At 67.4% G+C, this 13,495-nt stretch carries 12 protein-coding genes; 7 read left to right on the forward strand and 5 right to left on the reverse strand.

The annotated features are described in order from the left end of the window. The first annotated feature begins 77 nt into the window (after positions 1-77). Positions 78-743, forward strand: coding sequence for a GntR family transcriptional regulator (locus ACP3TD_RS01445; protein WP_426765007.1), 666 nt, complete (start codon positions 78-80; stop codon positions 741-743). Next, complete coding sequence (locus ACP3TD_RS01450; RefSeq protein ID WP_426765008.1) at positions 740-1,915, forward strand: MFS transporter; 1,176 nt, start codon at positions 740-742, stop codon at positions 1,913-1,915. The genes ACP3TD_RS01445 and ACP3TD_RS01450 overlap by 4 nt, the downstream gene beginning before the upstream one ends. Positions 1,916-2,109: 194 nt before the next feature. Here ACP3TD_RS01450 and ACP3TD_RS01455 read toward each other — a convergent pair whose 3' ends face one another. Continuing rightward, positions 2,110-3,093, reverse strand: coding sequence for a trypsin-like serine peptidase (locus ACP3TD_RS01455; protein WP_426765009.1), 984 nt, complete (start codon positions 3,091-3,093; stop codon positions 2,110-2,112). A gap of 151 nt (positions 3,094-3,244) precedes the next feature. Next, positions 3,245-3,817: an MOSC domain-containing protein gene (locus ACP3TD_RS01460; RefSeq protein ID WP_426765010.1), complete on the reverse strand. Its 573-nt coding sequence runs from the start codon at positions 3,815-3,817 to the stop codon at positions 3,245-3,247. 60 nt (positions 3,818-3,877) lie between these two features. Between ACP3TD_RS01460 and ACP3TD_RS01465 the strand changes: the two genes are divergently transcribed. After that, positions 3,878-4,846: an alpha/beta hydrolase gene (locus tag ACP3TD_RS01465; RefSeq protein WP_426765011.1), complete on the forward strand. Its 969-nt coding sequence runs from the start codon at positions 3,878-3,880 to the stop codon at positions 4,844-4,846. Here the strand turns inward: ACP3TD_RS01465 and ACP3TD_RS01470 are convergent. From ACP3TD_RS01470 to ACP3TD_RS01480, 3 genes are all read right to left on the reverse strand, one after another. After that, on the reverse strand, positions 4,843-7,233 hold the full coding sequence (locus ACP3TD_RS01470; protein ID WP_426765012.1) for an ATP-binding cassette domain-containing protein: 2,391 nt from the start codon (positions 7,231-7,233) through the stop codon (positions 4,843-4,845). The genes ACP3TD_RS01465 and ACP3TD_RS01470 overlap by 4 nt on opposite strands. Positions 7,234-7,309: 76 nt before the next feature. Further along, on the reverse strand, positions 7,310-7,729 hold the full coding sequence (locus ACP3TD_RS01475) for a VOC family protein (RefSeq protein WP_012630848.1): 420 nt from the start codon (positions 7,727-7,729) through the stop codon (positions 7,310-7,312). Then, positions 7,726-8,172 (reverse strand): helix-turn-helix transcriptional regulator, encoded by a 447-nt coding sequence (locus ACP3TD_RS01480; RefSeq protein WP_426765013.1) that lies wholly within the window; start codon positions 8,170-8,172, stop codon positions 7,726-7,728. Before ACP3TD_RS01480 ends, ACP3TD_RS01475 begins: the two co-directional genes overlap by 4 nt. Before the next feature lie 219 nt (positions 8,173-8,391). On the opposite strand from ACP3TD_RS01480, the gene ACP3TD_RS01485 reads away from it, so the two are divergent. The 4 genes from ACP3TD_RS01485 to ACP3TD_RS01500 all read left to right on the forward strand — a co-directional run bounded on the left by ACP3TD_RS01485 (position 8,392) and on the right by ACP3TD_RS01500 (position 13,438). After that, positions 8,392-8,775 (forward strand): CBU_0592 family membrane protein, encoded by a 384-nt coding sequence (locus tag ACP3TD_RS01485; protein ID WP_426765014.1) that lies wholly within the window; start codon positions 8,392-8,394, stop codon positions 8,773-8,775. 170 nt (positions 8,776-8,945) lie between these two features. After that, positions 8,946-9,959: a sugar phosphate isomerase/epimerase family protein gene (locus ACP3TD_RS01490; RefSeq protein ID WP_426765015.1), complete on the forward strand. Its 1,014-nt coding sequence runs from the start codon at positions 8,946-8,948 to the stop codon at positions 9,957-9,959. 225 nt (positions 9,960-10,184) lie between these two features. Further along, entirely contained in the window at positions 10,185-12,587 is a 2,403-nt protein-coding gene (gene ppsA / locus ACP3TD_RS01495) for a phosphoenolpyruvate synthase (RefSeq protein WP_426765016.1), read from the forward strand. Then, positions 12,587-13,438, forward strand: a complete 852-nt coding sequence (locus tag ACP3TD_RS01500; RefSeq protein ID WP_426765017.1) for a pyruvate, water dikinase regulatory protein — start codon at positions 12,587-12,589, stop codon at positions 13,436-13,438. Before ppsA ends, ACP3TD_RS01500 begins: the two co-directional genes overlap by 1 nt. Positions 13,439-13,495 lie beyond the last annotated feature (57 nt).

Below are 13,495 nucleotides of genomic sequence, written 5' to 3' on the forward strand. Positions count from 1 at the left end.
ATTGCCCGCGTCATGTGGTCCGCAAAAGAACCTCTGCATAGTTGTATACAAGTATGCTTAGGCCGGAGGTCCCACCCATGCCAGCAATTCCCGCCCGGAACACGGGCGCCCACGTTGTCTATGCCGAACTGAAGCGGCGCATCCTCAGCCTTGACCTGAAACCGGGTGAGCGCGTCTATGAACCGGCAATGGCCACCGAACTGCAGGTGAGCCGGACGCCCCTGCGCGAAGCCATACGCCGGCTGATTTCGGAGAACCTCCTGGAGCAGCAACCCACCGGCGGCGTGGTGGTCCCGGTACTGGACGAGGCAGAAATCTCGGAGCTGTACGAGGTGCGGGCGGCCGTGGAGTCCCTCATGGCGCGAAATACCTGCCTGAAAGCGACCCCCGCGGACCTGGACGAACTCAAGGGAATCCTGGCACGGAACGCCGCGCTGGTGGAGTTTGCCGACGACGCCATGCAGCAGGGGATGGCCCTGCACGCCCGGATCGCCCTGATCGCCGGCAATTCCTGGGCCGGGCGGTTCCACGACCAGGTCTCCAGCCAGATGGAGCGGTACCGGCACTACACCAACAGCACCCAGAGGCGGCGGGACCAGGCGCTGGCGCAGCACCGGGCCCTGGTTGAAGCGATCGCCGCCGGCGACCCGGAGCGGGCAGCCAAGGTGGCCTTCGACCATGTCATGGGCGCACGCGACGCCGCCGTCCGGGCCATCTCCGGAAAGAACGGAACCGGCTGGTGATCGGAGAACTCGGGCGGCGCTCGGCCACCGCCCTGCTCCTGCACTCGGCCCTGATCCAGGCCGTCACGTTCCTGGTGCGGCCGGCCGCCACTTACCGTGCGCTGGAGCTGGACGTCCCAGGCTTCGCCCTGGGCCTCCTGGCCGCGAGCTACGCCGTCTTTCCCCTGCTCCTCGCCGTTCCCACGGGCGGCCTGGTGGATCGCCTGGGTGAGCGCCGGCTCATGGCGATCGGGTCCGGCGTCGTGCTTGCCTGCTCCGCGTTCCTGCTGTTCTGGGGTTCATCCATTACGGCCCTGGTCATTGGCACCGCCTTCCTGGGCGCCGGGCAGCTGGCCTGCGTGGTGGGGCAGCAGGCGGTGGTGGCGAACAACGCCGCGGCGAGCCGGATGGACTCCGCCTTCGGCTACCTGACGTTCGCCGCCTCGCTGGGCCAGGCCTTGGGGCCGCTGGCGATTTCCCTGGTGGGCGGCAACTCGGTCCAGCCGGACACCCGCATGATCTTCCTGCTCGCCGCCTGCATGAGCGCGGCGCTTTTCGCTACTACGTTCATGGTTTCGGCCGAGGTCAGCGGCGGCCGGAAGAAAGCCGGCGACGCCGGTGCCGCCAAGGGCAGTGCCATCTCACTCCTCAAAACCCCCGGCGTGGCCCGCGCGCTGGCCACCAGCGCCACCGTTCTCGCCGTGGTGGACCTGACCATGGTCTACCTCCCCGCGCTGGGAACGGACCGCGGCCTCACCGCGGCCACCGTGGGCGCGATGCTTACAGTCCGTGCCGTGTTCTCCATGGTCTCCAGGCTCCTGCTGGGCCGGGTCTCCCGAAGAATCGGGCGCATGCGGCTCCTGGTCACCAGCCTGGCACTGTCTACTGCCGCCCTGGCCGCCGCGGCCATCCCCATGCCCGCCTGGCTGCTGTTCGTGGTGATGGCAGTACTGGGGCTGGGCCTCGGCATCGGCCAGCCGCTCACCATGTCATGGTTGTCCGCGCAGGCACCGGCGGGGCAGCGCGGACGGGCGCTCGCCCTCCGCCTCGCCGGGAACCGCGTGGGCCAGGTGGTCCTGCCGAGTACCATCGGCGTCGTCGCGGCAGGCCTGGGGGCCGCTGGCGTGTTCCTGGCGTCCGCGGTGGTGGTGGGCGGAACCATGGTGCTGCTCCGCGGGGTCAAGCTGGACTGACGCCGGCTGCCCGCTGCAGTCACGCGGGGCCTTCGTCAGATGAACGCGCGACGGCGGCCCCCGCTTTGGGAGCCGCCGCTTGCCGTCACGCCAGGCATGCTTTTGCAGGACGCACGACGCCGGAGCCCCGGCTTTAGGGGCTTCCCCGCCTGGGGCGGGCCGAAAGCGTGCCGTGCGTGACGCCGTCGTCCGCCTTAGGGAGCCGAGGACGCGGAGTTGTACGCCTGCTGGATCACTGAACCCCAGTACGGGCCGTACATCTTGGTGGAGTTGGTGCCGTAGCCGTAGCTGTTGACCGAGTTCTGGTAACCGCTGGAGCTGGTGCCGATGAACCAGGGTCCGCCTGAGGAGCCGCCGGTCATGTTGCAGGGAATTCCCTGGGTGTTGAACTCGGGGCTGTAGGGATCGTTGGTGGCGGTGCCGGAGCAGCTCTTCAGCGATTCGCCATTGAACGGTGAGGCTGCCGGGTAGCCGAAGGCCTTGTAGGCGAGGCCGCGGGCGGCGTTGAAGCTGACGCCGGAGGCCCCGACGACGTCGGCCAGGTTACGGCCGTTGAGCTGGCTCACCACGGCAAAGCCCGTGTCGTACTGCATGCTGCCGGACGAGCTCCACTGGGTGGGGGCGTACAGCGCCTTGGCAGTCCACTTTCCGTAGGGTGCGGCGCCATTCAGGTAGGCAGGAACGAACGTGAATTTGGTGGCGAAGGCTCCGGGGCCCTCGTTGAGGCAGTGGCCAGCGGTGGATACGGTGTTGCGGTTGGTGGACACTACCGAGTTGGCCGAGCAGACGTAGTTTGTGCCGCCGAGGGTGAAGAACACCTTGCCGATGTGGGACACGGGGGTTTCGCTGGCGTTGGCCTTGGTTTGGATCTGGGGTGCGGAGCCCTGGATTTTGGCCTCCGGGCCCTTGGCCTGCTCCGGCAGGACTGCCGGGTTGGCCTTTTGCCGGTCCACGGCCTTCTTTGCCAGAACGTCCGCCGGGACGGCCGAGCGCATGCGTTCCGGCGTCCAGTAGTCGGCTCCGCTGGTGTCGGTGACTGCCGCGCTGCTGACGCCGGCAACATCCTTGTTGTCCGGCGATCCGGGCGCTGCCGTTGCCTGGCCTGCTGAGCAGAGGGCGAACAGGGCTGCGGTGGTGAGGCTCATGAGGCTTGTGGCCAGAGTCCTGGTTGATGTCATAGCTGTCCTCGGTAGGTTCGGGTGAAGCGGACCAGTTGGGTGGTCCGCTGGAGAGAACCTATCTCGGTATGACAAACTTGTAAATAAGATTCTTCAATCAGTTAATGACTCTACGGATTTGTAATCACCGCGGGCGGCAGGAGGGGATGCACTACGGCAGCCGCGACGCCCTGAGCAGGCTCGCCTCCCCGGCCAGCGAAGGGTCCAGCGGCACCGGACTTACCAGCACCGCCGGGCCCCGGTGCAGCAGTCCGCCGGAAAGCGCCCGGCAGCGGATGCCGCCGCGGCCCCGCATGGCGGGGTGGGCGCCGGGAGCCAGCATCTGGTTCATCCAGGCGCAGGGCTGCGCGTGCCGGCCGCCGTGGAAATCCACCCGGGACCCACCCGATTCCAGCGTGAAGTCCTGCCTCAGCAGAGGCGGCAGCTGCGCGCCGCGGAGGATCACGTTCCGCCGCGTCAGCAAGGGATTGAAGGGGTTAGCCCCCAGCTCGGACGCGATGGCCTCCAGGGATTCGACGGCGAACAGGGTCACCGCGGCGTCCATGTGGGCGGCCTTCCCGAAGAACCTGTCACCCACGATGCCCTTGCCGGCCACCACCTCGGCGACGTCCGCATCGGAGGTGGGAACGTCGGCGGCTCCGTCCCGGGCCCGGCCGAAGTAGGCGTGCGCGGGGGACACCAGCAGGTGCAGGATCTCGACGTCGTACCTGAACTTTTCGGCCATACGGCCAGCGTAGGCCAGCCCTGCCAAGAAATCAGGCCGCCGGTGGAATGATCAGGAACCATGGACTCCTCTTCCCCCGCCGCTGCAGCCATCGTGCGTCCGAGGCGCCGGACCGCGATCTACTGGGTGACGGCGGCCTGCGCTGCCGCCCTCATCGCGGTTCCGGCCTGGATGCTGGTGGCGAACCCGGCTGTCCTGGGCGGGCACCCGCTGCTGCCGGGCCTCCTGATCGCGGCCGCCGTCGTCGGGATGGCCTGGGCGGTCCTCCTCTGGCGGAGCCGGGACGCGCCCTGTCCCCGCAGGCTGCCCAGGGCCATTGGCGCCTGGGCAGGGCGGATCGCCGTCCTGGCTTTGGTGGCGGCGCTGGCCTGGCTCAACCCCTTCGCCTACCAGCCCGGCGCGGCAGCCGAGGCGGGCCCCAAATCCGACCTGATCGTCACCGAAACGAACACCACCATCACCATGACGCCCGACGGCGGCCGGGCACCTTCCGGCGGGCTGGTCTTCTACCCGGGCGCGCGGGTGGACGCACGGGCCTACCAGGACATCCTGGCCCCGGCCGTCGGCGCAGGGTTCCGGGTGGTCATCCTGAAGGAGCCGCTGGGGCTCAGCCTGCTGGATGCCAACCAGGCGCGCGGCGCCATGGACGCGAACCCGCACATCACCACCTGGGCGGTGGGCGGCCACTCGCTCGGCGGGGTGGCGGCGTCCTCGTTTGCCCAGGACAACCCCGACGTCAGCGGCCTGGTGCTCTACGCCTCCTACCCGCTGGACTCGCTCCGCGGCCGGACAGGGCTGCAGGTCCTGTCCGTTTCCGGGACCAAGGACGGGCTCAGCACCCCGGCGAAGATCGACGCCTCCCTGGAGCTCCTGCCCGCCGACGCCGGGTTCACCGCCATCCAGGGCGGCGTGCACGCCTTCTTCGGCGACTACGGTGCGCAGCCCGGCGACGGCGATCCCGGCATCAGCCGCGAGGCCGCGCAGGAACAGACAGCCGCCGCCACGGCGGCTTTCCTCGGACGGCTCTAGGCCCCGACGTACGCCGCCAGGTGCTGCCCGGTGAGCGTGGACCGAGCCGCCACCAGCGCAGCCGGCGTGCCCTCGAATACCACCGTGCCGCCGTCGTGCCCTGCACCGGGCCCGATGTCGATGATCCAGTCCGCGTGCGCCATGACCGCCTGGTGGTGCTCGATCACGATCACCGACTTCCCTGACTTCACCAGCCGGTCCAGCAGGCCCAGGAGCTGCTCCACGTCCGCCAGGTGCAGGCCGGTGGTGGGCTCGTCCAGGATGTAGACGTCGCCCTTCTCGGCCATCTGCGTGGCCAGCTTCAGCCGCTGGCGCTCGCCGCCGGACAGGGTGGTGAGCGGCTGGCCCAGGGTGATGTAGCCCAGGCCCACGTCCGCAAGCCGTTCCAGGATCTTGTGCGCGGCCGGGGTCTTGGCTTCACCTTCGGCGAAGTACTGCAGTGCGGCGTCCACGGACATGTCGAACACGTCCGCGATGCTGCTGCCGCCCAGTGTGTACTCCAGCACGGCGGCCTGGAAGCGGCGGCCCTCGCAGTCCTCGCAGGTGGACTCCACCGTGGCCATCACGCCGAGCTCGGTGAAAATCACGCCGGCGCCGTTGCAGGTGGGGCAGGCGCCCTCGGAGTTGGCGCTGAAGAGTGCAGGCTTGACGCCGTTGGCCTTGGCGAAGGCCTTGCGCACCGGCTCCAGGAGGCCGGTGTAGGTGGCGGGGTTGCTGCGCCGTGAGCCCTTGATGGCACCCTGGTCAATGACCAGCACGCCCTCTCGCTTGGCCAGCGAGCCGTGGATGAGCGAGCTCTTGCCGGAGCCGGCCACGCCCGTCACCACGCACAGCACGCCCAGCGGCACGTCGATGTCCACGTTCTTCAAGTTGTTGGTGGCGGCGCCGCGCACTTCCAGGGCACCGGTGGCGGCACGGACCGCATCCTTGATCCGGGCGCGGTCGTCCAGGTGCCGTCCGGTGACGGTATCGCTGGAACGCAGCCCGTCGACGTCGCCCTCGTAGACAATCTCGCCGCCGCCGGTGCCGGCCAGGGGGCCGAGGTCGACGACGTGGTCCGCGATGGCGATGGTCTCCGGTTTGTGTTCCACCACCAGGACGGTGTTGCCCTTGTCCCGCAGCTGCAGCAGGAGGTTATTCATCCGCTCGATGTCGTGCGGGTGCAGGCCGATGGTGGGCTCGTCGAAAACGTAGGTGACGTCGGTGAGCGAGGAGCCCAGGTGGCGGATCATCTTGGTGCGCTGTGCCTCGCCGCCGGAGAGCGTGCCCGCCGGACGGTCCAGGGACAGGTAGCCCAGTCCGATTTCCGTGAAGGAGTCCAGCAGGTCCCCGAGCCCGGCGAGCAGCGGCCGGACGGAGGGTTCGTCCAGGTCCCGCACCCAGTCGGCGAGGTCGCTGATCTGCATGGTGCACAGGTCCGCGATGTTCTTGCCCTTGATCCTGGACCCCAGGGCCTCGGGTGTGAGCCGCGTGCCCTTGCACTCGGGGCAGACGGCGAACGTGACCGCGCGTTCCACGAAGCGGCGCACGTGCGGCTGCATGGCCTCCACGTCCTTGGACAGCATGGACTTCTGGATCTTGGGGATGATGCCCTCGAACGTGAGGTTCACGCCCTCCACCTTGATCTTGGTGGGCTCTGCGAACAGCATCGTGTCCAGCTGCTTCTTGGTGAAGGACGCGATCGGCTTGTCCATCGGCAGGCCCATGCCCTCGAACAGCCGGCCGTACCAGCCGTCCATCGAATAGCCCGGCACGGTCAGGGCGCCTTCGGCGAGGGTCTTGGAATCGTCGTACAGCGCGGTCCGGTCGATGTCGCTGACGTTGCCCATGCCCTCGCAGCGCGGGCACATGCCGCCCAGGTAGGTGGCCTGCTGGACGATGCTCTTTTGCACCCGGCCGCCCTTCTCGGTGCTCATCACGCCGCTGGCCTTGCGGGTGGGCACGTTGAAGGAGAACGCGGTGGGCGGGCCAACGTAAGGCTTGCCCAGGCGGCTGAACAGGATCCGCAGCATGGCGTTGGCGTCAGTGGCGGTGCCCACGGTGGAGCGCGGGTTGGCGCCCATCCGCTCCTGGTCCACGATGATCGCCGTGGTCAGCCCCTCCAGCCGGTCCACGTCCGGGCGGGCCAGGCTGGGCATGAAGCCCTGCACGAACGCGCTGTAGGTTTCGTTGATCATCCGCTGCGATTCGGCAGCGATGGTGGCGAACACCAGCGAGCTCTTGCCGGAACCGGAGACGCCGGTGAACACCGTCAGCCGGCGCTTGGGCAGGTCCAGGCTGACGTCCTTGAGGTTGTTCTCCCGTGCGCCCTGCACGCTGATCAGGTCGTGGCTGTCGGCGACGTGCGCCGCTGCCGCCCGGTTGTCGGTGCCGGTATCCGTGCTCATCGAGCCTCCATCTCGTTGGGCGGCGCTGAAGGGAGGCTGCGCGGGCAGCCTCCCTTCGCCGTCGTTGGTAATCAGCCTACGGCTGCTGGTTGATGCGGACGGTGTTTCCGGCGGGGTCGCGGAAGGCGCAGTCCCGGATGCCGTAGGGCTGGTCGATGGGCTCCTGGACAACGTCGGCCCCGCTCGCCTCCACCTTGGCGAACGCGGCGTCCACGTCGGGGGAGGAGAGGACGATGGTGGCGTAGGTGCCCTTGGCCATCATTTCGGCGATGGTGCGGCGTTCGTCCTCGGTGATGCCGGGGTCCACGGCCGGCGGGTGCAGGACGATGGAGACGTCTTTCTGGCCGGCGGGGCCAACGGTGATCCAGCGCATGGTGCCGCGGCCCACGTCGTTGCGGATTTCGAAGCCGAGCGCATCGCGGTAGAAGGCCAGGGAGGCGTCCGGATCGGTGGCGGGAAGGAAGGTTGAGGAAATGTTGATGTCCATGCCAGTCATGCTAGTAATGCCTCCCCGGCGGGTGCTTCTCGATTCCTGACCGGTCTGGTGACCTGTTTTTCCACGCACGCGGGGATGCCCGCCGTGGGGTGTTCCGCTTCCTGTTTGTACGCGCTGGGCGGCATCCCCACCAGCTCGCTGAACCGGGTGCTGAAAGTGCCCAGCGAGGAGCAGCCGACGGCGAAACACACCTCGGTGACGCTGAGGTCGCCTTTGCGCAGCAGCGCCATGGCGCGTTCGATGCGCCGGGTCATCAGGTAGCTGTAGGGCGACTCCCCGTACGCGAGTTTGAAGCGGCGGCTGAAGTGCCCGGCGGACATGGGGACGTCCCTGGCGAGCGATTCGACGTCCAGCGGCTGGGCATATTCCCGGTCCATCCGGTCCTTGACGCGCCTCAGCTGGATGAGTTCGCGGAGGTACGGATCGGCGGGCGTGGAGGTCACTCTCAGATGGTGCTACGCAGCGGGGATGATGTCCATAGTTGGATGGCCGTTGTGGTGGCAAAATGGCCCTCCTGGGCGGGTTATGATTATCCCGCCGGCCAGCATGCGGTCCTCGCCCGAACAGGGCTTGAGGAATCCAGCAGCCGGCAAAACCAACCCCCGTTTGACCCCTCATAAGCCCTGCCTGGATTCTGCGCGGGGGACCCTTGAAAGGACGCCATGGAATTGCTGTGGGAAATTGCCGGCTGGGCGGGCGCTGTGGCGATTCTCAGTGCGTACCTCTCCGTTTCCATGGGCTGGCTGAAGGCCGGCAAGGGCTTCCAGACGGCAAACCTTTTCGGCTCGGTGGCCTTCATCATCAACGGCACCCTGCACGGGGCATGGCCTTCGGTGGTCACCAACGTGGCCTGGTTCCTCATTTCGGCCGTTGCGCTGGTCCGGATGCGTGAGGTGGAAGAGCCGATCCAGCCTGCCGAGGCGCACGTACAGTATCCCGGCATTCCCGATTCAACCGGCCAGATGGCGGTGGTCGAAGTCCTCACCGAGGCGCTGCCGGTGGTGGGTTCCGTTCCCACAGCGGCGGACACGCAGCTCGCGGCGTAGCCTTCCGCAGCGCAGGGGGCGGCCGCGAGGGCAACGCTAAGCGCACGACGGCGGACGTCCGGAGTCGGTGCCGGGCCCTGCGTTTCTCCTATTGACAGGACAAAGCACCGTCTTTACCTTTGTTAGAGCGCTCCATTCCTTCGTGCGGGGCCCTTCAAAGGAGAGAACCCATGAGGCTTGGCGTTTACAACGCGATCCTGCATGACCGCCCCCTGCCCGAGGCGCTGGAGGTCATCGCGGGCCTGGGCCTGACCGGCATCGAGATCAATACGGGCGGGTTCCTGCCACCGGTCCATGTGCCCAACTTCGACGAGATCCTGGAAAGCGATGCGGCCCGGGATGAGTACCTGGCCCTGTTCGAGGGCACCGGCGTGTCGATTGCCGGCCTGAACTGCAACGGGAACCCGCTGCACCCCAACCGGACAATCGGCGAAAAACACGCCGAGGACATCCGCCGTTCCATTCGGCTGGCACACCGCCTGGGCCAGAACCGTGTGGTCACCATGTCCGGCCTCCCCGGTGGGGAGCCCGGCGCCACGGTTCCGAACTGGATCGTCAACGCCTGGAACTCGGCTGCGCTGGACGTCCTGGACTACCAGTGGGAGATTGCCGCCGCGTTCTGGCAGGAGATTGACCAACTGGCCCGCGAGCTGGACGTCAGGGTCGCCCTTGAGCTGCACCCGCAGAACATCGTGTTCAACACAGCGGACGTCCGGAAGCTGATCCACCTGACCGGCGCCACCCACGTGGGAGTGGAGCTGGATGCTTCGCACCTGTTCTGGCAGCAGATGGACCCGGTGGCCGTGGTCCGTGAGCTGGGGCCGCTGGTGTTTCAGGCCGCCGCCAAGGACGTCCGCGTTAACAAGGAGAACGCTGCGCTCTACGGCGTGCTGGACAACAGCTTCCGCCGGCTGTCCGCGGACGAGGACCGTACCAACCTGGGCGGGGATGAGTGGGTCAATGAGTGGCCAAAGGAATCCGCCTGGGACTTCGTGGCATTGGGCCGCGGCCACGACACCGCCTATTGGACTGAATTCCTGCGGGCCCTGCACGAAGTGGATCCGGAGATGCTGGTGAACATCGAGCATGAGGACGTTTCACTCGGCAGGATTGAAGGCCTGCAGGTTGCAGCGAAGGTCCTTCGAGACGCCGATGCCGCCTTGCGCTCGTCGCTGGTGGGATAGTAGCGGGGATTTCCGCCCTCCGGACGCGGGGACGTGCCGTGGATGGGGAAAGTTATCACCGAACCGTGCCGCCATGCCCGGCGGCCGCTTCGGTGACCCTTCATTACGGCGCCCCGATGTCGCGTACATCACATCCATTTGCTTCTTTGGCGCACTCCTGACAAACCTTGCATCACATCTTTGATTAGCGCTTGTCAGCGCGTGCCCAATGGAGGGACACCACTTATGACTGACGTTCTCTGGTTTTCTGACCTCGGCCTGTCCGACCTCGACCAGGTTGGCGGCAAGAACGCCTCGCTCGGAGAAATGGTCCGGAACCTTGCCTCGGCAGGGGTAAAAGTACCGGACGGTTTCGCCACCACAGCCGATGCCTACAGGAGATTCCTCGCCGAATCCGGCCTGGATTCCCGGGTTGAAGCCATTCTCGAAGGCCTGGACAGCGGCGACGTGGCCGCTCTTACGGTTGTGGGAAAGCAGATCCGGGACCTGATCCGGGAGACCCCGTACCCGGACGGTTTCGAGGAGCAGATCCGCTCCGCCTATGAGCGCCTCACCGGCAGCCACGGCGCCGACGTGTCCTGGGCGGTCCGCTCCAGCGCCACGGCCGAGGACCTGCCCGACGCCTCGTTCGCAGGCCAGCAGGAGACCTTCCTGAACATCCGCGGCGTGGACAACGTCCTGCTCGCCATCAAGGACGTCTTCGCCTCGCTCTACAACGACCGTGCCATTGCCTACCGCGTGCACCACGGCTTCACCCACTCCGAGGTGGCACTGTCCGCGGGCATCCAGCGGATGGTCCGTTCCGACGTCGGCGCCTCCGGCGTGATGTTCACTATGGACACCGAATCCGGCTTCAACGACGCCGTGTTCATCACCTCCTCCTACGGCCTCGGCGAAGCCGTGGTCCAGGGCGCCGTGAACCCGGACGAGTTCTACGTCCACAAGCCTGCCCTGGCAGCCGGGCGGCCCGCCGTCCTCAAGCGCGGCCTCGGTGAAAAAGCCGTCCAGATGATCTACACCGACTCCGCCGAAGTGGGCCGGACCGTGGACTTCGTGCCCGTGCCGCAGGACCTGCGCCGCCGGTTCAGCCTGACTGATGACGAGGTCCAGGACCTGGCCCGCCACGCCCTGGCCATCGAGGCGCACTACGGCCGCCCCATGGACATTGAGTGGGGCAAGGACGGCGTGGACGGTGAACTGTACATCCTGCAGGCCCGCCCGGAAACGGTCGAGTCCCGCAAGGCCTCCGGCACCATTTCCCGCTACACCCTCAGCGAGCGGTCCGCCGTCCTGGCCGAGGGCCGCGCCATCGGCCAGCGCATCGGCGCCGGCCAGGTGCGCGTGCTGAGCTCCATCGACCAGATGGCCTCCTTCCAGGCCGGCGACGTCCTGGTGGCCAACATGACGGACCCGGACTGGGAACCGATCATGAAGAAGGCCGCCGCCATCGTCACCGACCGCGGCGGACGCACCTGCCACGCGGCCATCATCGCCCGCGAACTGGGGATCCCCGCCGTCGTGGGCACCGGCAAGGCCTCCCAGATCCTCAAGGACGGAACCCCCGTCACCGTCTCCTGCGCCGAGGGCGAGGCGGGCTTCGTCTACGAGGGGCTGCTGGACTACTCCCTGCAGGAGACCAGCCTGGACACCATGCCGGAGGCCCCGGTCAAGATCATGATGAATGTGGGCACCCCGGAGCAGGCCTTCAGCTTCTCCAAGCTGCCCAACCACGGTGTTGGCCTGGCCCGCCTGGAGTTCATCATCAACCGGCAGATCGGCATCCACCCCAACGCCCTGCTGGCCGTGGCCGGGGAAATCGAGCGCCCCGCATCGCTCTCGGACTTCACCGTGCGGCAGATCCGCGAAAAGACGGCCGCCTACGACGGCCCGCGGGACTACTACGTGCGGCGCCTGGCCGAAGGCATCTCCACGATCGCCGCGGCGTTCGCGCCGGAACCGGTGATCATCCGGCTCTCGGACTTCAAGTCCAACGAGTACGCCAACCTGCTGGGCGGGCCCGCGTTCGAGCCGTCCGAGGAAAACCCCATGATCGGCTACCGCGGCGCGTCCCGGTACCTTTCGGACTCGTTCCGGCAGGCCTTCGAGCTCGAATGCGAGGCCCTGAAGTTTGTCCGCAACGAGATGGGCCTGACCAACATCAAGATCATGGTCCCGTTCGTCCGCACCCTGGCCGAGGCCCGCGGCGTCACTGAGCTGCTCGCCGCCAACGGCCTGACCCGGGGCGAGAACGGCCTGGAAATCGTGATGATGTGTGAGCTGCCGGCCAACGCGCTGCTCGCCGACGAGTTCCTGGAGTACTTTGACGGATTCTCCATCGGTTCCAACGACCTCACCCAGCTCACCCTGGGCCTGGACCGTGACTCGGCCCTGGTGGCCGAAGGCTTCGACGAGCGGAACCCTGCGGTCACCAAGCTCCTGGAGATGGCCATTTCCGCCTGCCGCGCCAAGGGACGGTACGTGGGCATCTGCGGCCAGGGCCCCAGCGACCACCCGGATTTCGCCGAGTGGCTGCTGGCTCAGGGCATCAGCTCCATCTCGCTGAACCCGGACGCCGTGACGGAAACGTGGCTGCGCCTGGCCCGCACCAGCAACCAGCCGGCGGTCTAATGCCGGACACCCCCTGGCGGGACACCGTGGGGACGGGCAACCCGTCCGTCCCCACGGTGTTCTTCCTCTCCGACAGCACCGGCATCACCGCCGAGACGCTGGGCAACACCCTGCTCACGCAGTTTCCCGCCCAGCACCTGGAACGCCGCAGCATCCCGTTCATCACCACCGTGGAACAGGCGCAGGAGGTGGTGGCCGTCATCGACCGGGTGGCCGCCACCGGCCCCCGGCCCATCGTCTTTTCCACTACGGTCAGCCTTGACGTCCGCGCCGTCCTGGCCCGCAGCCGCGGGCATTTCTTCGACCTGATCGGGACTCATCTCGGCCAGCTGGAGCAGGCCTTGCATGCCTCCGCCAGCGGTCAGCCGGGCCAGGCCCACGGGCTGGGCGACGCCGTGCGCTACCAGTCGCGGATGGCCGCCGTCGAGTACGCCATAGAGCACGACGACGGGCAGTCGCTCCGTGCGCTGGAACGCGCCGAGCTGATCCTCATCGCCCCGTCGCGCTGCGGCAAGACCCCCACCACCATGTACCTGGCGCTGCAGCACGGCATCCTCGCCGCCAACTTCCCGCTGGTGGAGGAAGACTTCGAAAGCCTCTCCCTGCCTAAACCCTTGCTGCCGTTCGCGCGCAAGTGCTTCGGGCTGACCTCGCTGCCGGTGCGGCTGAGCCAGATCCGCCAGGAGCGCCGCCCCGGCAGCAACTACGCCTCCCTGAACCAGTGCACGTTCGAGCTGCGCAATGCCGAGGACATGTACCGGGTGAATGCGATTCCGTTCGTGAACTCCGCCTCGATGTCCGTGGAGGAAATCTCAGCCACCGTCCTGCAGCGGATGGAATTGCACCACTGAGTACACGATCGTCCATATAGGCGCTCCTTTAAGCCATGGGAAAGGGCGGCGCAGCTT

The sequence above is a fragment of the Pseudarthrobacter sp. 1G09 genome, assembly GCF_050038305.1.
Lineage (GTDB): Bacteria > Actinomycetota > Actinomycetes > Actinomycetales > Micrococcaceae > Arthrobacter > Arthrobacter equi.